This window comes from Streptomyces sp. NPDC013157 (genome assembly GCF_042899865.1).
Classification (GTDB): Bacteria; Actinomycetota; Actinomycetes; order Streptomycetales; family Streptomycetaceae; genus Streptomyces.
This window is the reverse complement of sequence record NZ_JBIBAK010000002.1, coordinates 928,583-947,876: the sequence shown is the minus strand read 5'-3', so window position 1 is coordinate 947,876 and position 19,294 is coordinate 928,583. Positions and strand designations below refer to the sequence as shown.

Genomic DNA, 19,294 nt, shown 5'->3' with positions numbered 1-19,294 from the left:
CCTAGCCCTTCTGCGCGCTGGACTGGGCGGTCGCCAGGGCGTCCCCGGGGGACTTGCTGCCGGAGAGCGCCGCCTGGACGGCCGTCCACAGGGGCTGCGAGATCGTCGGGTACTTGGTGCCGAGACCGCCGCTGGTCCGGCCCCGCGCCGCCGCGACGGCCGCCACCCACGGCTTCAACTCCGCGTTCTTCGCCACCTGTTCGGTCTGCACGGCGGAGGTCGGCGCCACGTACATGAGCGTGGTGTCGGTGGCCAGCAGGCTGGCGTCGCTGGTCAGACAGCTGACGATCTTCTTGCTGACGTCGTAGCGCGAGGTGTCCTTCTGCACGGGAACGGTGACGAACTCGCCGCCCGTCGGGACGGGCGCCGAACCGCCGTTCTGAGCGGGGATGTTGATGACGCCGTAGCCGAACCCGGCCTTGTCGGCGTTGCCGAGCTGCCAGGTGCCGTTCTCGCTGAACGCGTAGTCGCCGGTGGCGAACTCCTGCCAGCTGGTGGTCTGGGTGTTCTGCAGCACGTCCTTCGGCGCGTACCCCGCGTCCACCCACTGCTTCCACAGCGAGAGGGCCGCAACTCCCTTGCCGGAGTCGAGCTTGGTGAGGTCGCCGCCCGCGCCCCAGAACCACGGCAGGAACTGGAAGCTGCCCTCCTCGGTGTTGATCGCGGAGAAGGTGATCCCCTTCTTCCCGGCCGCCTTGACCTTCTTCAGCGCGGCCGTGAGCGACGCCCAGTCCTTGACGGAGGCCGGGTCGACACCGGCCGCGGAGAGGACCTTCTTGTTGTAGTAGAGCGCGAGGGTGTTGGCGCCGATCGGGACGCCGTAGGAGGAGCCGTCGATCGTGCCGGCGCCGATGATGTTCTTCTGGATCGAGGAGGTGTCGAGCCCGAGGTCGCTCGTCTTGCTGAGGATCCCCGCCTCCACCAGCGTGGAGACGACCGGGTTGTCGACCAGCATCACGTCCGGCGCGTTGCCCTGCTGCGCGGCCAGCAGCGCCTTGTTGCCCAGGTCGGTGGTGTCGTACGCGGTCCGCTTGAGCTTCACCCCGGCCGAGGTGCCGCACGAGGCCACCCGCTTGCCCCAGTCCGAGGAGGCGTCGAACTGCGGGTACGGGTCCCAGAAGGTGTAGGTCCCGCCGGCCGAGGACGACGATCCCGAGGAGCCGGAACCGCCACCGCAGGCGGTGAGAGGGAGCAGGGCGGCCGTGGTGAGGGCCATGAGAGTACGGCGGGTGGGTATCACGGGGTGACCTCGTTGTCGTAGGACGGGGGGTGTCTCAGGAAGTGGGGAGCCAGACGCGCATGCTGCCGTCCTCACGGTTGGCCCAGACGTGGTACGGGACCGCGGTCAACTCGACCGGCTCGCCGTCGGATTCGGCCGCGGGGCCGGTCGCGGGGGCGTACGGCCACCAGCCCCGGTCGGGGAGCGGGCGCCGCCGGCCGGCGGCCACCACGGTGGTGACCCCGCCGAGCAGGTCCGGGCGGTGCTTCACGGCGAGCGGACGGGACGGGTCGAGGACGACGTCGTCCAGACCGCCGCCCGGATGGTCGGCCTGCTCCAGGCAGTGGACGAGCGGTCCGCGCTCGATCGCCACGCAGCCGCGTACGGCGTCCACGCGCGGGTCGGCCGCGGTGAGCCGGGGCTCCAGAACGAGTTCCAGGACCACGCGGTCGCCCGGCGCCCAGGTCCGCGACAGCCGCAGCCAGCCGTCGTCCACGGGCGAGTCGTAGGTCTCCTCCCCGCACCGCACCCGGAACTCCCGGCACCACTGCGGGATGCGCAGCGACAGCGTCCAGGGGGCGTCGGCCGGGGTCTCCTCGACGGTGAAGGCGACGGTGCCGTGCCAGGGGTAGTCGGTCTCGGCACGTACCCGGACCCGGTCGGCCGTGTAGGTTCCGGTGACGAACTGGTGGATCTGCAGGCCCTGTTCGTCGCCCGACGCCAGGTAGTGCGGCAGGCTCGCCAGCAGCCGCATCACGTTGGGCGGGCAGCAGGCGCAGCGGAACCAGCGGGTGCGGCGGGCCGACTGGTCGCCGCCGGTGTCGGTGTGGCCGTCGCGGACCTGGAGCGGGTTGACGTACAGCCACCGCTCGCCGTCCAGCGAGACCCCGGCCAGGAAGCCGTTGTAGAGGGTGCGTTCGATCAGGTCGGAGTAGCGGGCCTCGCCGGTGAGCAGGGCCATCCGCCAGCTCCACTGCACCGATGCGATGGCGGCGCAGGTCTCGCAGTAGGCGCGCTCGTTGGGGAGTTCGTACGGGTCGCCGAAGTCCTCCTTGTCGTGGTGCGCGCCGAGACCGCCGGTGAGGTGGGTCTTGGTGGTGGTCATGGCGTGCCACAACCGTTCGCCCGCAGAGCGGAGTTCGGCCTCCCCGGTCTCCGTGGCCAGGTCCGCGGCCGCCGCGAGCAGGTACAACTGCCGTACGGCATGGCCCTCGACGTTCGTCGCCTCGCGCAGCGGTACCCGGTCCTGGGAGTAGGCGTCGCCGTCGAGCAGGCCATGGCCGTGCCGGTCCACGAAGTAACCGGCCAGATCCAGATAGCGGCGCTCGCCGGTCTCCCGGTACAGCTCCACCAGGGCCGTCTCGATCTCCGGATGGCCGTCGATGCCGTCGAGGGGTTTGCCGCTGCCGGGGAGGCCGAACACGGAGTCGATGTGGTCGGCGAACTTGCGTGCCACGTCGAGGAGTTCGGGACGACCGGTGGAGCGATGGTGGGCCACGGCGGCCTGGATCAGATGGCCCGCGCAGTACAACTCATGGCCCCAGCGCAGGTCCTGGTACCGCTCGCCGCCCTTGACCAGCTGGAACCAGGTGTTGAGATAGCCGTCGGGCTGCTGGGCGTCGGCCACCAGGGCCACGATCCGCTCCACCTCGGCGGCCAGCAGTTCGTCGTCCTCGTCGGCGAGTTGCCAGGCTGCCGCCTCCAGCCACTTGTAGACGTCGGTGTCGACGAACGGGTACGCGCCCCGGAACCCGCCCTCGGCCGTGCCGGCCGCAAGCCGCAGGTTGTGCAGGTTCCCGGCGGACTCCAGCAGGTCCGGGCCCTGCGGGAGGGAGACCCGGGCGTTGGTGGTGCGACGGTCGTGCCAGAAGCCCGCGTCGATGGTGACGGCCGCCGGGCGCAGCGCGGTACGGGCGTCGGGGGTGAGACGGACCGGGCCGAGGGGGGAGGGCAGGGCGGAGCGGGTGCGGGGCATGGCTCTCCGGGGTGAGGAGGGGGCTGGGCGCCTTGACGCCAGCGCTGTCGATATGTCGAACGCCGACTGGGGCGTCGGACGTGACGAGACGTGGAACCACTTTGAGCAACCGTTTTCTCGCCGAGAAGTACAGGGCAGTCGGAGGGAGGGGTCAAGACACCCGGCGCAGATTTCTCAAGTTGCCCGCTGGATCTGGTGCTTCACTCGACCGGCTGCGAGGATGGCGGGCAGCTCTGTCGCCGTGCGATGGGCGACGCGGTCGAGGAACCGTCAAGGAAAAGGTTTGCCCGTGACCTCTGCTCCAGACTCTCCGCCCGCCGGCCGGGCCAGGCTCGCCGATGTCGCCGCGCTCGCCGGTGTCAGTGTGGGCACGGCGTCCAAGGCGCTGAACGGCGCCGGCCGGATGCGCCCGGAGACCCGGCAACGGGTGCTGGACGCGGTGGAGGAGCTCGGGTTCCGGCCCAACCAGCACGCACAGAGCCTGCACAGCGGCCGCAGCTGGACGGTCGGCCTGATGACGACGGACGGCATCGGCCGCTTCAGCACACCGGTCCTGCTGGGCGCCGAGGACGCGCTCGGCGCCGGGAAGATCTCCGTCCTGCTCTGCGACACCCGTGGCGACGCCATCCGCGAGCAGCACCATCTGCGCAACCTCACCGCCCGGCGGGTGGACGGCATCATCGTCACCGGCCGCCGTACCGACCCCCGCCCGCCCCTCGCCGGCATCGACCCGTCGATCCCGGTCGTCTACGCCCTCTCCCCGTCCACCGACCCCGCCGACACCTCCGTCGTCACCGACGACCGCGGCGGCGCCCATCTCGCCGTGGAACACCTGCTGGCCACCGGTCGCACCCGGATCGCCCATGTCACCGGGCCCGAACACCACCAGGCCGCCCGCGACCGCGCCCGGCACACCGTCGAGCACCTGGCCGGGGCCGACCTCCGACTCGCCACCGGACGGGTGCACTTCGGGGAGTGGAGCGAGGCCTGGGGGCGGCGCGCGGCCGACGCGGTGCTGCGGACGGCGCCCGGCACGGACGCCGTCTTCTGCGGCAACGACCAGATCGCCCGGGGGGTCGCGGACGCCCTGCGCGAGCGGGGGAAGGACGTGCCGGGGGACATCGCCGTGGTCGGCTACGACAACTGGGACACCATGGCCCTCGCCTGCCGGCCGCCGCTGACCACCGTGGACATGAACCTGGCCGAGATCGGCCGGATCGCCGCGCTGCGGCTGCTCCAGGCCATTGACGCCGAGCCGGAGCCCGGGGTGCACACGGTGCCGTGCCGGCTGGTGGTGCGAGAGTCGAGCTGACGTGCGGCCGGACGTGCGGTGAATCTTCACTTCCCGCACGCACATCCTGGTTGCTTAAGTCAATCAATTGACTTACATTCGGGAGGGTCGTACAGACCCGAGCGGCCCTACGGAGGCCCGACCATGTCCCATGCACAGCCCCGGCCGGCAGTCTCCGGGGACTCCGCCGCGCCGCGGGCCAACGTCATCGTCGCGGTGCTGGCCTTCGGCGGGATCGTGGTCTCGCTGATGCAGACCCTGGTGATCCCCATCGTGCCCGAACTGCCGAAGCTGCTCGACGCCTCGGCGTCCAACGCGGCCTGGGCCGTCACCGCCACCCTCCTCGCGGCCGCCGTCGCCACCCCCGTGATGGGGCGGCTCGGCGACATGTACGGCAAGCGGCTGATGCTGCTGACCAGCGTGGTCATGCTGGTCGCCGGTTCGGTCACCGCCGCGCTGAGCGACACCCTCGTGCCGATGATCATCGGGCGGGCCCTGCAGGGGCTGGCGTCCGGCGTGATCCCGCTCGGCATCAGCATCATGCGCGACGAACTCCCCACCGAACGGCTCGGCTCCGCCACGGCGTTGATGAGCGCCTCACTCGGCGTCGGCGGCGCCCTCGGCCTGCCCGCCGCCGCGCTGATCGCCGACCACTTCGACTGGCACGTGCTGTTCTGGACCTCGGCCGCGCTCGGCGTCGTCGCCGCCCTGCTCGTTCTGTTTCTCGTCCCGGAGTCGAAGGTCCGCACCGGCGGCCGTTTCGACCTGCCCGGCGCCCTCGGTATGGCGGCCGGCCTGGTCTGCCTGCTGCTCGGCATCTCCAAGGGCGCCGACTGGGGCTGGTCCAGCAGCACCACGCTCGGCCTGTTCGGCGCCGCAGTGGTCGTCCTGCTCGCCTGGGGTCTCTACGAACTCCGTACCCGGGAGCCGCTGGTCGACCTGCGCACCACGGCCCGCCGACAGGTCCTCGTCACGAACCTCGCCTCGATCGCCTTCGGGTTCTCGATGTTCGCGATGTCCCTGGTGCTTCCGCAGCTCCTGCAGTTGCCTGAGGCGACCGGCTACGGTCTGGGCAAGTCGCTGCTCGACGCCGGTCTCGTGATGGCCCCGACCGGCCTGGTGATGATGGCGATGGCGCCCCTGTCCGCCCTCATCTCCAAGAACTTCGGTCCCAAGGTCACCCTGATGTGCGGCGCGGTGATCGTGGCCGCCGGGTACGGTCTCAACATCGTGCTGATGGACGCCGTCTGGCAGCTCGTGCTGGTCTCCTGCATCATCGGCGCCGGCATCGGCTTCGCCTACGGCGCGATGCCCGCGCTCATCATGGGCGCCGTCGACCCGCACGAGACGGCCGCCGCGAACAGCCTCAACACCCTGATGCGGTCCATCGGCACGTCTACCGCGAGCGCCGTCGCCGGGGTGATCCTGGCCCAGATGACCACCGTCTTCGGCTCGACGGCCGTACCCTCCGAGAACGGCTTCAAGGTGGTCATGGCGGCGGGCTCGGGCGCAGCGCTCCTCGCGCTGCTCGTGGCCGCGTTCATCCCGCGCCGGAAGCCGGCCGCGGCGACGGGCGGGGCGCCGCAGGCCACCCCCGCCCAGGCCGCGCCGGAGCCGGTCCCCGCGGCGCCGATGGCGACGGAAGAGGCTCCGGTGGGCACGGAAGAGGCTCCGCCGAACGTCCCCGTCGTCGAGGACGGGGTCCAGGTGCACGGCCGGGTGCGCGGCACCGACGGAACCGGCGTCGGCCGGGCCGCCGTCACCCTGATCTCCCCCGGCGGCCGCCAACTCGGCCGCGCGGTCGCGGACGCCGACGGCGCCTACGCGGTGGCGGCACCCGGCGAGGGGACGTACGTCCTGATCGCCTCCGCCGACGGCTGCCGGCCGCAGGCCACCACCCTCGTCGTGAGCTCCGGACCGGTCGCCCACGACCTGCTGCTCGCCGGCAGCAGTGGCCTGGGCGGAGTGGTGCGGGCCGCGGACAGCGGGGCGCCGGTCGCCGGGGCGACGGTGATCGTCACCGACGTGCGCGGGGACGTGCTCGCCACCCAGCAGACCGACGGGCTCGGCGAGTTCACGGTCGGCGACCTGGTGCCGGGCACGGTGACCCTCGCGGTCAGCTCACCCAAGCACCGGCCGCTCGCCCTGCCCGTCGAGATAGCCGGCACCGGGACCACCCGGGTCGACGTCGAGCTGCGGCCCGGCGCCCATGTACGGGGCACGGTCCGGGGAGCGGGGGGCCCGCTGTGCGACGCCCGGGTCACGCTGGTGGACGCCGCCGGCAACGTCGTCGGCACGACCACCACCGGTGACGACGGCGCGTACGCCTTCTCCGATCTGGACAGCGGCCAGTACACGGTCGTCGCGACCGGCTACCCGCCGCACGCCGCCGGGGTGGCCGTCTCCGGCGCCGACGTCCACGACCACGACATCGAACTCGCCCATCCCGGGGCGTAGTGCGCGGGAGCTGCGCAGCGGGTCCGGCGACGTGCAGTTGTGGTTCGGCAGTGCCCGAAGGGAGGGGCGGCACTTCCGGTGGAGCGCTCAGCCGTGCTCGGGCTGACGGGCCGCCCACAGGCCGCGGACGTGGCCCAGGTGGCGGGTCATGACCTCGCGCACGGCCCGCTCGTCACGGGCCAGCAGGGCGTCGAGGAGCTCCAGGTGCTCCTCGGCGGAGGCCTTCAGACGTCCGGCCGCCACCAGCGCCGTCAGCCCGTACAGCCGCGAACGGCGGCGCAGGTCCCGTACCACCTCGACGAGATGGCCGTTGCCCGCGAGCGCCAGGAGCCCCAGATGGAAGGCCAGGTCGGCCTCTACGTAGGCGATCAGGTCGCCCTTCACGGCCGAGGTGACGATCTCCAGGGCGACCGGGCGCAGCGCCTCCAGGTCGTCGGGGTCGGCAGTGGCCGCGAGGGCGACGGTCGTCGGGATCTCGATCAGGGACCGGACGTGCGTGTACTCGTCGAGCTGCTGCTCGGAGAGGGCGGTGACCCGGAACCCCTTGTTCGGGACGATCTCGACCATGCCCTCCTTCACCAGTTCCAGCATGGCCTCGCGCACCGGGGTCGCGGAGACGCCCAGGCGGGGAGCGAGCCCCGGCGCCGAGTACACCTCGCCGGGGCGCAGCTCACCGGCGATCAGCGCGGCCCGCAGCACGTCCACGACCCGCTCCCGGAAGTTCGGCTTCCGGCCGCCGAGCGACGGAATGGCGGGCTTGAGGCTGGGCGGGCTGCTGGGCCGGTCGGCCATGGCGGAACTCCTGGAGGGTCGTCGGGGGAATCAGAGTACGAAGCCGGCCGGGAACGGGTCGTCCGGGTCCAGCAGATACTGGGCGGTGCCGGTGATCCAGGCCCGGCCGGTGAAACTGGGCAGGACCGCGGGGAGACCCGCGACCTCGGTGGTGCCCAGGAGCCGGCCGGTGAACCGGGTGCCGATGAAGGACTCGTTCACGAACTCGGTGTCCAGCGGGAGTTCGCCGCGCGCGTGCAGCTGGGCCATCCGTGCGCTGGTGCCGGTGCCGCAGGGGGAGCGGTCGAACCAGCCGGGGTGGATGGCCATCGCGTGCCGGGAGTGGCGGGCCGTGGCACCGGGGGCGATCAGGTGGACGTGGTGGCAGCCGCGGATGGACGGGTCCTCGGGGTGGACGGGTTCCGCCTCGGCGTTGATCGCCGCCATGAGCGACAGGCCGGCCCGGAGGATGTCGTCCTTTCGGGTGCGGTCGAAGGGAAGGTCGAACTCGTCGAGGGGGAGGATGGCGTAGAAGTTGCCTCCGTATGCCATGTCATAGGTCACTGACCGCCCGTCGGCCAGCACGATCTTCCGGTCCAGCGCGACGGAGAACGACGGCACGTTCCGCAGCGTGACGTTCTTCGCCGCGCCGTCCTCCACCGCCACCTCGGCGACGACCAGGCCGGCCGGGGTGTCGAGCCGGATGGTGGTGACCGGCTCCACGACCTCCACCATCCCGGTCTCCACGAGCACCGTCGCCACGCCGATCGTGCCGTGCCCGCACATCGGCAGATAGCCGGAGACCTCGATGTAGACCACGCCCCAGTCGCAGTCGGGCCGGGTCGGCGGCTGCAGGATCGCCCCGCTCATCGCGGAGTGCCCGCGCGGCTCGTTCATCAGCAACTGCTTGATGTCGTCGCGGTGTTCACGGAAGTACAGCCGCCGCTCGTTCATGGTCGCGCCGGGAATGGTGCCGATCCCGCCGGTGATCACGCGGGTGGGCATGCCCTCGGTGTGCGAGTCGACGGCGTGCAGGACGAGTTTGCTGCGCATGACGCTCCTGGTGGTGAGTCAGGGCCGGTCGGGTCGGCTGGGGCGGGGTCGGTCACGCCAGTCCGGCGGCCATGGCCTTCTCGGTGGCCGCCCGGACCACGGCCTCCTGCCCGGGCAGCAGCGGTACGCGCGGCGGTCGGCAGGCGCCGCCGTGCCGGCCGACGATGTCCATGGACAACTTGATGGCCTGCACGAACTCGACCCTGGAGTCCCAGCGGAGCAGCGGATGCAGCTGCGCGTAGAGCCGCCCGGCGGTGTCCAGGTCCCCGCGCACCGCCGCGTGGTACAGCTCGACGGTCGCGGCCGGCAACGCATTGGGGTAGCCGGCCACCCAGCCCTTGGCTCCCGCGATCGCCAGCTCCAGCAGGACGTCGTCGGCGCCGATCAACAGGTCCAGGTCCGGGGCGAGTTCGGCCAGCTGGTAGGCGCGCCGGACATCCCCCGAGAACTCCTTGACGGCGTGGATGCACCCCTCGCCGTGCAGCTTCGCGAGGAGTTCCGGGACCAGGTCGACCTTGGTGTCGACGGGGTTGTTGTACGCCACGACCGGCACCCCGGCCTTCGCGACCTCGGCGTAGTGCGCCAGTACCGACCGCTCGTCGGCACGGTAGGCGTTGGGCGGCAGCAGCATCACGGCCGCGCAGCCGGCGTCCCGGGCCTGCTCGGCCCAGCGGCGGGCCTCGGCCGAGCCGTAGGCGGCGACGCCGGGCATGACCCGCGCCCCGCCGATCGCGGCCACGGCGGTCTCGACGACCTTCGCGCGCTCGTCGGGGGTGAGCACCTGGTACTCACCGAGAGAGCCGTTCGGTACGACGCCGTCGCAGCCGTTCTCGACCAGCCAGGCGCAGTGCTCGGCGTACTTGTCGTGGTCGACGGAGAGGTCGTCGCGGAGCGGGAGTGCGGTGGCTACGAGGACACCGCGCCAGGGGCGGGGGTGGGGGGTGGACATCAGGGTTCCTCCGGGGAGTCCGAGTGATCCGGGTGGTATGTGACATGGCACTGTTCGTCGTCGTCGTCGTCGTCGTCGTCGGCGGCGCCGCCCGCCCGCGCGAGCACCCCGAGCGGCACCGGCCGGGCGAACGGCCTGCGGGCCGCCGTCTCCGGGCAGCCGGCGAGCCCGGCGACCGCCGGCCCGCACATCCGGCCCTGGCACCAGCCCATCCCGGCCCGCGTGAGCAGTTTGACGGTCCGTAGGTCTCCGGCGCCCAGCTCGGTCACGGCCCGCCGGACCGTTCCGCCGGTGACCTCCTCGCAGCGGCAGACGACCGTGTCGTCCGTGACCTGCGCGGTCCAGTGCGCGGGCGGCGCGTACGCCTCGTCCAACGCCGTGGCGAACCGCCGCAGCCCGGCACGGGCCCGGGCGGCCCCCGCCAAGGCGCGCGAGTCCGGCTCCCGGCCGTACAGCCGTGCGGCGGCCGACCGGCCCGCGATGTGCCCCTCCGCGAGGGCGAGGACCGCGCCGCCGACGCCGGTGGCCTCGCCCGCCGCCCACACCCCCGGTACGTCGGTGCGCTGCTCGTCGTCCACGTGCACCGCGACCTCGTCGATCCGGCAGCCCAGGCCCTCGGCGAGGTCGGTGTGCGGGAGCATGCCGTGCCCGACGGCCAGGGTGTCGCAGTCGATGCGCCGCCGGGTGCCCGGCCGTACCCGGCCCGCGGCGTCCAGCGCGGCGACGGTGACGGCTTCCAGCCGCTGGTCGCGCCGGTCGCCGTGGGCCTCGACCACGGTGTGGTGGACCAGGGTTCGGACGCCGTGCCGGAGCAACCGGGCCGCGTAGTGGGCGCCTTCGGCGAGCTTGCCCGGCTGGGCGGCCAGTGCGGGGGAGCGCCGTACGAAGGCCCGCGGGTCCGCGGACTCCACCAGGGCCGCCACCCGTGCGCCCGCCGCCGCGAGGCCGGTCGCGACCGGCAGCAGCAGCGGTCCGGTGCCGGCGACGACCGCTGTACGCCCCGGCAGTACCAGTCCGCCCTTCAGCATGGCCTGTGCCCCGCCCGCCGTGACGACACCGGGGAGCGTCCAGCCGGGGAAGGGCAGCACCTTCTCGTAGCCGCCGGTGGCGAGCAGCACGGCGTCCGCGCGTACCTCGACGGGCTGCTCCTGCTCGGGGCCGAGCAGGGCGTGCACGGTGAAACCGGACCGGCGCCGCGTCACGCACCACACGTGATGGTCCCGCAGATGCGTCACCAGCCCTGCCGCGATGAGCCCGTCCAGGCCGGCCCGCAGCCGCTCCCAGCTGCGCCACTGATGGTGCAGCGCCTGCGGGCGGCGGGCGCCGAGCCCGGCGGCGGGCTGCCGGTAGAACTGGCCGCCCGCCTCGGGGGCCGCGTCGACCAGGGTGACCCGCAGGCCGCGCCGGGCGGCGGCCAGGGTGGCGGCGAGCCCGGCGGGGCCCGCGCCGATCACGGCGAGCCGGGGCGCCGACTCCCCCCGAGGCGCGTCAGTCATCGTGCCCTGTCCCCTCCTGCGTACGGATCTCGTCGCCCGGGTGCGCGGGCACCAGACAAGCCCGCTGATTGGGGCGGCCGTTGACGGTGACCAGGCAGTCGAAGCAGACACCGATCCCGCAGAAGACCCCGCGCGGACGGCCCTCGCGCCGGGTGGTCCGCCAGGAGGCGACACCGGACGCCCAGAGCGCGGCCGCGACCGTCTGGCCCGGCAGCGCCACGATCTCGCGCCCGTCGAAGGTGACGGTGAAGGCCGGGCCCGGCCGGGCCTGCACCAACTCCAGGGGATTCACGCGCTCTCCTCGCCGAAACGCTCGGGACGGAACGGGGTCAGGTCGAGCTCGGGTGCCTTGCCGCTCAGCACCTGGGCGATCAACTGCCCGGTACCGGTGGCCAGTCCGATGCCCGCGCCCTCATGGCCGCAGGCGTGGAAGAGGCCGGGCACCCGGGGGTCGGGGCCGATGGCGGGGAGGTGGTCGGGCAGGTACGGGCGGAAACCCAGGTAGGTGCGCATCGCCCGGATCCCGGAGAGGAAGGGGAACAGCCGGACGGCGCCGGCCGCCAGCGCCCGTACGGCCGGCAGCGAGAACGACCGGTCGAAGCCGACGCGTTCCCGGGTCGCGCCGATCAGGACGGGCCCGGCCGCCGTGCCCTCGACCACCGGCGAGGTCTGCAGGGCGGCCGAGTCGCTGGCCACGTCGGCCACGTAGTCGGCGGCGTACACCTTGTGCCGTACCCGGCGCGGCAGCGGCTCGGTGACCAGGACGAAGCCGCGCCGGGGAAGGACGGGCAGGTGCACGTCCGCGAGCGCGGCGACCTCACCGCCCCAGGTCCCGGCCGCGTTCACCACGGCCGGGGCGTGGATGTCGCCGCGGTCGGTACGGACACCGCGTACGGCACCCCCGGCACCGCGCAGCATTTCCGTCACCGTGTGGCCGGTCGACAGACGGGCGCCCGAGGCCCGTAGGAGATGTGCGGCGGCCAGGGTCGGCATGACCTGGGCGTCCTGGGGGTAGTGCACCCCGCCCGCCAGACCGGGCGCCAGGTGCGGCTCGAGGTCGTGCAGTTGATCCGCGTCGACGTGCTCCGCCGTCACCCCGGCGGCCCGCTGCCCGGCAGCGAACCCCGCCAGCGCGGCCAGCCCTTCGGGCTCCGCGGCCACGACCACCCCGCCCTTGGGCTCGTACTCGATCCGGTCACCGAGCTCCCCGGCCAGACCGGCCCACAACCGGCCGGACAGCAGGGCGAGTTCGAGCTCGGGCCCCGGTTCCTTGTCGGAGACGAGCAGATTGCCCTCACCCGCCCCGGTGGTCCCGCCGGCCACCGGGCCACGATCCACCACGATGACGTCCAGCCCCGCCCGGGCCGCGTACAGGGCACAGGCGGCGCCCGCCATGCCCGCCCCGATCACTACGACGTCGCAGGTCAGTCGCATGCTCACGGCAGTAATATGTCACATGGCACAGGGTGGGGGAAGACCGCCTGCGGACAGGACGCCCGCTGGATCAACCTGGCCCGGTTCGCCTTCGACCTCGCCGTCGGCTGCAGGGCGGTCCGCTACGGACGGGACGAATTCCCGTACCTGCCAAGGCGGTTGCACCTGCGAGCCGGCGCCGGTGACCGCCCTGCGGGGCTGACCGGCACCCCGAATGGCGCTCCCGAGTTGACAGGAAGACGATGGAGTGGTGGACGGGAGTTCGAAGGGAGGACACCGTCATGCTGGAGATCAAGACGGTCGACAAGCCGGACGAGCGGCGTGACTTCCCCCGCGGCCACCTGGAGGCCGTGCACCTGACCGGCCTCGACTTCGCCATCGGCACCTTCGAGCCGGGCTGGCGCTGGTCGGAGTCGGTGGCGCCGATCGCGGGCACCGAGAGCTGCATGGTCCACCACAACGGCTATGTGGTGCAGGGCAGGATGCACCTCGTCATGGACGACGGCGGCGAGGGCGAGATCGGCCCCGGGGACGTCTTCGTCCTTCCGGCGGGACACGACGCCTGGGTCGTGGGGGACGAGCAGGTCATCGTGTACGACTTCGCCGGCGGCATGGCAGCGGACTACGCGAAGGCCAAGGAGGGCTGAGAGCGGCCGACGGTGCCGTCACCTTCCGTAGGCGACGGCACCCGGTGTGTCATACCGGCAGCAGCCGCGCGATCAGCCCGCCGAGCTGGCGGGCGGTGCGGCACTCGTGCATCTCCACCAGCTCCGCGTAGTCCGGCGCGGCCGAGTCCCCGGTGCCCCACAGGGAGTGCGGTTCGGGGTTCAGCCAGTAGACACGCCGCGCCTGTCCGGCGATCCGGCGGACGGCGGCGAGGTTCGGGTCGAGGTTGTTGGTGCGGGCGTCGCCGAGCACGAAGACCGTGGTCCGCGGGCCCACCGCGGCTCCGTACCGCTCCGCGAACTCGCCGAGCGCGACGCCGTAGTCGCTGCTGCCGTGCCAGCCGGTGAGCGTCGCCTCGGCACGGATCCGGGCGCCCAGTCCCTCCGGATCGGCCCGGCCGTGCTCCAGGAGGCCGGTCACCTCGTCGATCCGGTTGACGAACGCGAACACCCGGACCTTGCTGAACTGGTCGTGCAGCGCCTGTACCAGCAGCATCGTGAAGTCGGAGAACCCCGACACCGAGCCCGAGACGTCGCACAGCAGCACCAGCTCGGGGCGGACCGGCCGACGCCGGCGCAGTACCGGCCGCATCGGCACCCCGCCCGTCGACAGCGAGCCGCGCAGGGTGCGCCGCAGGTCGATGGTGCCGCGCGCGGCCCGGCGGCGGCGTGCGGCCAGCCGGGTGGCCAGCTTCCGCGCCAGCGGCTGCACGGTCCTGCGCAGCTCGGTGAGCTGCTCCCGCCCGGCGGACAGGAAGTCCACCCGGTCGGCGGACGGCGCCACCGCGCGCCGGGCGATCTGATCCCGGCCGCGCCGCTCGGCCACCCGGCGCCGGGCCTCCGCCGCGACCATGCCCCGGAAGGCCTCGATCCGCCGCCGGATCTCGTCGTCGAGCAGCCGGTCCGCGAACCCCGTGCCGGCGCCCCGTGCCCGGACGTCCGCCCGCACCCGCGCGAGCAGCGTCTGCGGCCGCAGCCGGTCCAGGGTCTGGTACGACGACCAGCCGTCCGAGCCCGGCGAACTCCCGTATCCGCCCAGGCCGTCCACGGCTTCGGCCGCCAACTGCCGCAGCAGCGCGCCGTCGTCGTCCGCGAGCGCGGCGGCGAGCCGCTCCCGCAGCTCCTCCCGGTCGCCGGACGGGTCGCCGGAACCGCCGGGGACGCCCACCGCGCGCGGGAAGTAGAGGTCGAAGACCTGGTCGAACACGGTCCGTTGCCCGGTGCCGTGCAGCAGCGTCGCGGCCAGCCCCTCGCGCAGCAGCTGCCGGTCCGCCAGGCCCAGCACCGCCACCGCCCGGCCCGCGTCCACGGTCTCCCCGGTGCCGATCCGCACCCCGTGCGCGCGCAGCGCGCCGACCAGCCCCGTCAGCCGCTCGGCGAGATCGGCCGGAGTGCCGGGCGGCGAGTCGGCAGGTGCGTCGGCCGGGGTGCTCACAGCGCGTCCAGGTCCAGCTTGGCGGCCGCCTTCTGGATGTCGTCCTGGTGCTTGAGGATCACGCCCAGGGAGTCCCGTACCACCTGCTCGTCCAGCGTGTCGGCGCCCAGGGCCAGCAGGGTGCGCGCCCAGTCGATCGTCTCCGCGACCGAGGGGACCTTGCGCAGGTCCATCGCCCGCAGGGCCCCGACCACCCGGACCACGGACTCGGTGAGCGCCTCGGTGAGCCCCGGCACCTTCAGCCGTACGATCCGGCGCTCCAGCTCCTCGTCCGGGAAGCCGATGTGCAGGAACAGGCAGCGGCGGCGCAGCGCCTCGGACAGCTCGCGGCTCGCGTTGGAGGTGAGCACGACGAAGGGGCGGCGGGTCGCGGTGACCGTGCCCAGCTCGGGCACCGTCACCTGGAAGTCGCTGAGCACCTCCAGCAGCAGGCCCTCCACCTCGACGTCGGCCTTGTCGGTCTCGTCGATCAGCAGCACCTTCGGGTCGTCGCCCCGGATAGCGGTGAGCAGCGGGCGGGGGAGCAGGAATTCCTCGCTGAAGATGTCGGTGCGGGCCTCGTCCCAGGTCTCGTCCCGGCCGGCGCTGATCCGCAGCAGCTGCTTGGCGTGGTTCCACTCGTACAGCGCCCGGGACTCGTCCACGCCCTCGTAGCACTGCAGCCGCACCAGCCGGGCCCCGGCGACCTGGGCCACGGCCTTCGCCAGCTCGGTCTTGCCGACCCCGGCGGGGCCCTCGACGAGGAGCGGTTTGCCCAGCCGGTCGGCCAGGAAGACGGTGGTGGCGACGGCGGGGGAGGCGAGGTAGCCGGTCTCGGCGAGGCGCGCGGAGACGTCGTCGACGGAAGTGAACAACGGGGCCTCCGGCTGATCAGGGTCGTGCAACGCACAGGGCGAACAGGTCCAGGTACCTATCTAAGCGCTTGTTCACCTCCTGGGCCACCCTGTATACCGATCGGTTTCCTCACGGCGTCCCGCGCGGTAACCTCGGCCCTATGGCCACCACAGACAAGGCGTCTCCCCGCGACCGGCTCCTCGATGCCGCAGCCGAGCTCTTCTACCGCGACGGCGTCTCCATCGGCGTCGAGGCGCTGTGCAGGTCGGCAGGGGTCTCCAAGCGTTCCATGTACCAGCTCTTCGACAGCAAGGACGAGGTGCTGGCCGCCAGCCTGGAGCGGCGCGGGCCATGGTACGAGGCCCAGCTCAGGTCCCCGGACACCGAGGCGGCCGGCCCGCGCGAACGGATCGGTTACGTGTTCCGGCGGGTGGAGGCGAACGCGGCGGCCCCCGGCTACTGCGGCTGCCCGTACCTCGCCGTCCTGGTCGAGCTGAAGGACAGCGAGCATCCCGCGAGCGTGGTGGCCCGGGCGGCCAAGGAACTGCTGCAGGGCTACTTCGAGGAGCAGGCCGCACAGGGCGGTGCGGCCGATCCGGCCCTGCTCGCCCGGCAGCTCATGCTGATCTTCGACGGGGCCAGCGCGCGGGCCGGCGCCCGGATCGAGCACCTCGACGACGGGCTGGTCACGGCGACCGTGACCACGCTGCTGGACGCGGCCGGCATGAAGTAGCCGCCCGGACGGATCACCACAACGCGCCGGGCCGGCCACCCACCCGATGCAATGGAGGCGTGACCGCGCCCCCGAACGACTGCCTCGCGCGCAACGAGTGGATCTGCGGCGCCTATCTGACCAGCCGCCGCCAGATCCTCCTCGACGCGGTCGGCCAGCACCTCCGGCTCACCGCGGTCTCGGTGCTCCTCGGACTCGCCATCGCCGTTCCCCTGGCCGTGCTGGCCCGCCGCTGGCGCTGGTCGGCCGGACCGGTCCTCGGCGTCACGACCATCCTCTACACCATCCCGTCCCTGGCGATGTTCTCCCTGCTCCTGCCGGTGTACGGCCTCTCGGCCACCCTCGTCGTCGCCGGCCTGGTGCTCTACTCGCTCACCCTGCTCGTCCGCAACATCCTCGCGGGACTGCGCGCCGTCCCCGAAGAGACCCGGCAGGCCGCCCGCGGCCTGGGCTACGGCCCGGTCCGCCTCCTGCTCGCCGTCGAACTGCCCCTCGCCCTGCCCGCCGCGATGGCCGGCCTGCGCATCGCCACCGTCTCCGCGGTCTCCCTGGTCACCGTCGGCGCGATCGTCGGCTTCGGCGGACTCGGCAACCTGATCTACGCCGGCATGAACACCTACTTCAAAGCCCAGGTGCTCACCGCCTCCGTGCTCTGCGTGCTGATCGCCGTCGCCGCCGACCTGCTGCTGCTCGGCGTGCAGCGGCTGCTCACCCCGTGGACGCGGGCGGCCCGCGCGTGAACACCCTCGCCGACGCCTGGGCCTGGCTCACCGACTCCGCACACTGGGCCGGCGACGACGGCATCGGGCACCGGCTGCTCCAGCACCTCGTCCTCACCGTCGTCTGCCTCGTCATCAGCTGCCTGATCGCACTCCCGGTCGCGCTGGTCCTCGGCCACCTCGGCAAGGGCGGCGCGCTCGCCGTGAACATCTCCAACGTCGGCCGGGCCGTCCCCACCTTCGCCGTCCTGGTACTGCTCCTCCTCACCCCGATCGGCAGCTGGGGCGAAGGCCCCACCGTGGTCGCCCTGGTGCTCTTCGCCGTACCGCCCCTGCTCACCAACGCCTACGTCGGCATGCGAGAGGTCGACCGAGGCATCGTGCAGGCCGCGCGGGGGATGGGGATGACCGGGCGACAGATGTTGTTTCACGTGGAACTGCCCCTTTCGCTCCCCATGGTCCTCACCGGGGTACGGATCGCCGCCGTCCAGCTCGTCGCCACCGCCACCATCGCCGCGCTCGCCGGCGGCGGCGGACTCGGCCGGATCATCACCGCCGGATTCAACCTGGCCAGCACGCCCATGGTGGTCGCCGGAGCGATCCTGGTCGCCGTGTTCGCCCTGCTCGTGGAGGGCGTCTTCGAACTCGTGGAGCGGCTCGCCCCGACATGGATGCGGGGCTCGCGATGAGACGCCGTACGGCAGCCGTCGCCGTACTGCTCACCCTCACCGCCTGCACCACCGGCCCCTCCCTGGAGACCCGCGGCGAGGTCACCGCACCCCCGGGCGACAGCAGGCACCTGACCATCGGCTCCGCCGGCTTCACCGAGAGCGACCTGCTCGCCCAGCTGTACGCGCAGCTGCTGAACCAGGCCGGCTACCAGACCTCGCTCATCACGGTCGCCAACCGCGAACTCTACGAACCCGCCCTGGAGTCCGGGCAGATCGACGTGGTGCCCGAATACGCGGCCACCTTCGCCGACTGGCTCAACGCCCGGACGAACGGAGCCGACGCGCCGCCCGTGGGCTCGCCCGACCTCGCCGCCACGATGAAGGCACTGCGCCGCCTCACCACACCCCGCGGCCTGACCGTCCTCGACCCCGGCCGGGCCGTCGACCAGAACGCCTTCGCGGTCACCGCCGCCTACGCCCGCCGACACCACCTCAGGACCCTCAGCGACCTCGGCGCCTCGGGACTGAAGGTGCGGCTCGCGGCGGGCGACGAGTGCGTACAACGGCCGTACTGCGAACCGGGGCTGAAGAAGGTCTACGGCATCGACATCACCGGCGTCGACCCCAAGGGCGTCGGGACCACCCAGGCCAAGCTGGCCGTGCAGCACGGCCAGGACCAGATGGTGCTGACCACGACCACCGACGCGACCCTCGACCGGTTCGGCCTGGTACTCCTCGCCGACGACAGGCATCTGCAGAACGCCGACTACGTCGTCCCGGTCGTCAACCGCTCCCGGGCGGGCAGCGAGCGCGTCACGAAGGCGCTCGGGAGGCTCAACGACGTCCTCACCACGGCCGACCTGGCCGCCATGAACCAACAGGTGGACAGCTGGCGGCGGCTGCCCCAGGACGTTGCCCGGACCTATCTGCGGGACAGGGGCCTGCTGAAGTGACGGCAGTGCCCGTTGTCAGTGGCGGGCGGTACGTTCGGGGCATGGGGATCTATCTGGTGAGCGTCGGTGCGCAGGAGTGGCTCGACGGCGACGAGGACGAGGGTGGCAGGGGCGTCCTCGCCGCGGCCCTCGACGAGGAGCTGCGACGGCGCGGGCTGGCGCCGTACGAGTCGGTGCCCGAGGCGGCCGCCTTCGTGCGCGGCTCGGGGCTGTCGTTCGAGGAGAAGCTGGTGCCGTCCATGGCCGGGTTCGCCGCGCTGTGCCGGGAGCATCTCGCGCCGCGCGAGACGGAGCTGCTGCTGGGCTGGTCGGTACTGGTGCCGCTCTCCCTCGACGAGGAGATCCGGCTGCCGCTGAGCTCCGCCTACGACGACGAGACGGTGGTCGCCGGCGCCCCCGAGGTCCTGGCCCTGGCACAACGGCTGGCGACGGCGATCGGGCTTCCCCTCGACGTGATACCGGAGGCCTGCGACAACCTCGATCTGGCCATGTGGTTCCTGGAGGGTGCGGCGGAGGAAGCGGCCGCCGCCCGCCCCGGCCCCTGGGGCGGGGACCTGGACGCCGCCTTCTATGCCGCGCTGTACCTGCGGGCCGCCCAGCACTCGCTGCGACGCGGCTGCCCGATGACGTACTGCTGAC

18 protein-coding genes are annotated in these 19,294 nt (G+C 72.7%); 8 read left to right on the top strand and 10 right to left on the bottom strand.

Annotated features, from left to right (window positions below; translation table 11 throughout):
• Nucleotide 1 precedes the first annotated feature (1 nt).
• Together ACFY6U_RS09650 and ACFY6U_RS09645 are read right to left on the bottom strand one after the other, a co-directional pair.
• On the bottom strand, nucleotides 2–1,216 hold the full coding sequence (locus ACFY6U_RS09650; RefSeq protein WP_390036339.1) for an extracellular solute-binding protein: 1,215 nt from the start codon (nucleotides 1,214–1,216) through the stop codon (nucleotides 2–4).
• 58 nt (nucleotides 1,217–1,274) lie between these two features.
• The gene (locus tag ACFY6U_RS09645) at nucleotides 1,275–3,194 is read right to left on the bottom strand and encodes a glycoside hydrolase family 127 protein (protein ID WP_390036337.1); all 1,920 of its coding nucleotides are present in this window, start codon (nucleotides 3,192–3,194) and stop codon (nucleotides 1,275–1,277) included.
• Between the two features lie 289 nt (nucleotides 3,195–3,483).
• Between ACFY6U_RS09645 and ACFY6U_RS09640 the strand changes: the two genes are divergently transcribed.
• Both ACFY6U_RS09640 and ACFY6U_RS09635 read left to right on the top strand, forming a co-directional pair.
• Nucleotides 3,484–4,506, top strand: a complete 1,023-nt coding sequence (locus ACFY6U_RS09640) for a LacI family DNA-binding transcriptional regulator (RefSeq protein WP_390036335.1) — start codon at nucleotides 3,484–3,486, stop codon at nucleotides 4,504–4,506.
• 123 nt (nucleotides 4,507–4,629) lie between these two features.
• A complete protein-coding gene (locus ACFY6U_RS09635) occupies nucleotides 4,630–6,942 on the top strand; it encodes an MFS transporter (RefSeq protein WP_390036333.1) in 2,313 nt (770 codons plus the stop codon).
• Nucleotides 6,943–7,029: 87 nt separating this feature from the next.
• Here ACFY6U_RS09635 and ACFY6U_RS09630 read toward each other — a convergent pair whose 3' ends face one another.
• Genes ACFY6U_RS09630 through ACFY6U_RS09605 form a run of 6 tightly spaced genes read right to left on the bottom strand, consistent with a single transcriptional unit; the run spans nucleotide 7,030 to nucleotide 12,651 of the window.
• A complete protein-coding gene (locus ACFY6U_RS09630; RefSeq protein ID WP_390036331.1) occupies nucleotides 7,030–7,734 on the bottom strand; it encodes a GntR family transcriptional regulator in 705 nt (234 codons plus the stop codon).
• Nucleotides 7,735–7,764: 30 nt separating this feature from the next.
• On the bottom strand, nucleotides 7,765–8,766 hold the full coding sequence (locus ACFY6U_RS09625; RefSeq protein ID WP_390036329.1) for a proline racemase family protein: 1,002 nt from the start codon (nucleotides 8,764–8,766) through the stop codon (nucleotides 7,765–7,767).
• A 52-nt stretch (nucleotides 8,767–8,818) separates the two neighbouring features.
• The gene (locus ACFY6U_RS09620; protein ID WP_390036327.1) at nucleotides 8,819–9,715 is read right to left on the bottom strand and encodes a dihydrodipicolinate synthase family protein; all 897 of its coding nucleotides are present in this window, start codon (nucleotides 9,713–9,715) and stop codon (nucleotides 8,819–8,821) included.
• Complete coding sequence (locus tag ACFY6U_RS09615) at nucleotides 9,715–11,211, bottom strand: FAD-dependent oxidoreductase (protein WP_390036325.1); 1,497 nt, start codon at nucleotides 11,209–11,211, stop codon at nucleotides 9,715–9,717. The genes ACFY6U_RS09620 and ACFY6U_RS09615 overlap by 1 nt, the downstream gene beginning before the upstream one ends.
• Complete coding sequence (locus ACFY6U_RS09610) at nucleotides 11,204–11,503, bottom strand: (2Fe-2S)-binding protein (protein ID WP_390036323.1); 300 nt, start codon at nucleotides 11,501–11,503, stop codon at nucleotides 11,204–11,206. Before ACFY6U_RS09610 ends, ACFY6U_RS09615 begins: the two co-directional genes overlap by 8 nt.
• On the bottom strand, nucleotides 11,500–12,651 hold the full coding sequence (locus ACFY6U_RS09605; RefSeq protein WP_390036321.1) for an NAD(P)/FAD-dependent oxidoreductase: 1,152 nt from the start codon (nucleotides 12,649–12,651) through the stop codon (nucleotides 11,500–11,502). Before ACFY6U_RS09605 ends, ACFY6U_RS09610 begins: the two co-directional genes overlap by 4 nt.
• Nucleotides 12,652–12,926: 275 nt before the next feature.
• Here ACFY6U_RS09605 and ACFY6U_RS09600 point away from each other — a divergent pair, with 275 nt between their 5' ends.
• Nucleotides 12,927–13,292 carry a cupin domain-containing protein gene (locus tag ACFY6U_RS09600; RefSeq protein WP_390036319.1) on the top strand — a complete coding sequence of 122 codons (366 nt, stop codon included), beginning with the start codon at nucleotides 12,927–12,929 and terminating at the stop codon, nucleotides 13,290–13,292.
• 49 nt (nucleotides 13,293–13,341) lie between these two features.
• Here ACFY6U_RS09600 and ACFY6U_RS09595 read toward each other — a convergent pair whose 3' ends face one another.
• Complete coding sequence (locus ACFY6U_RS09595; protein ID WP_390036317.1) at nucleotides 13,342–14,745, bottom strand: VWA domain-containing protein; 1,404 nt, start codon at nucleotides 14,743–14,745, stop codon at nucleotides 13,342–13,344.
• The gene (locus ACFY6U_RS09590; RefSeq protein ID WP_093506490.1) at nucleotides 14,742–15,599 is read right to left on the bottom strand and encodes a MoxR family ATPase; all 858 of its coding nucleotides are present in this window, start codon (nucleotides 15,597–15,599) and stop codon (nucleotides 14,742–14,744) included. The genes ACFY6U_RS09595 and ACFY6U_RS09590 overlap by 4 nt, the downstream gene beginning before the upstream one ends.
• A gap of 140 nt (nucleotides 15,600–15,739) precedes the next feature.
• On the opposite strand from ACFY6U_RS09590, the gene ACFY6U_RS09585 reads away from it, so the two are divergent.
• The 5 genes from ACFY6U_RS09585 to ACFY6U_RS09565 are packed head-to-tail and all read left to right on the top strand — an operon-like array spanning nucleotide 15,740 to nucleotide 19,293.
• On the top strand, nucleotides 15,740–16,312 hold the full coding sequence (locus ACFY6U_RS09585) for a TetR/AcrR family transcriptional regulator (RefSeq protein ID WP_390036315.1): 573 nt from the start codon (nucleotides 15,740–15,742) through the stop codon (nucleotides 16,310–16,312).
• A 59-nt stretch (nucleotides 16,313–16,371) separates the two neighbouring features.
• Nucleotides 16,372–17,052: an ABC transporter permease gene (locus ACFY6U_RS09580; protein ID WP_390036313.1), complete on the top strand. Its 681-nt coding sequence runs from the start codon at nucleotides 16,372–16,374 to the stop codon at nucleotides 17,050–17,052.
• Nucleotides 17,049–17,720, top strand: a complete 672-nt coding sequence (locus ACFY6U_RS09575; RefSeq protein WP_390036311.1) for an ABC transporter permease — start codon at nucleotides 17,049–17,051, stop codon at nucleotides 17,718–17,720. The genes ACFY6U_RS09580 and ACFY6U_RS09575 overlap by 4 nt, the downstream gene beginning before the upstream one ends.
• The gene (locus tag ACFY6U_RS09570; protein ID WP_390036309.1) at nucleotides 17,699–18,655 is read left to right on the top strand and encodes an ABC transporter substrate-binding protein; all 957 of its coding nucleotides are present in this window, start codon (nucleotides 17,699–17,701) and stop codon (nucleotides 18,653–18,655) included. The genes ACFY6U_RS09575 and ACFY6U_RS09570 overlap by 22 nt, the downstream gene beginning before the upstream one ends.
• A gap of 41 nt (nucleotides 18,656–18,696) precedes the next feature.
• Complete coding sequence (locus ACFY6U_RS09565; protein WP_390036307.1) at nucleotides 18,697–19,293, top strand: hypothetical protein; 597 nt, start codon at nucleotides 18,697–18,699, stop codon at nucleotides 19,291–19,293.
• Nucleotide 19,294 lies beyond the last annotated feature (1 nt).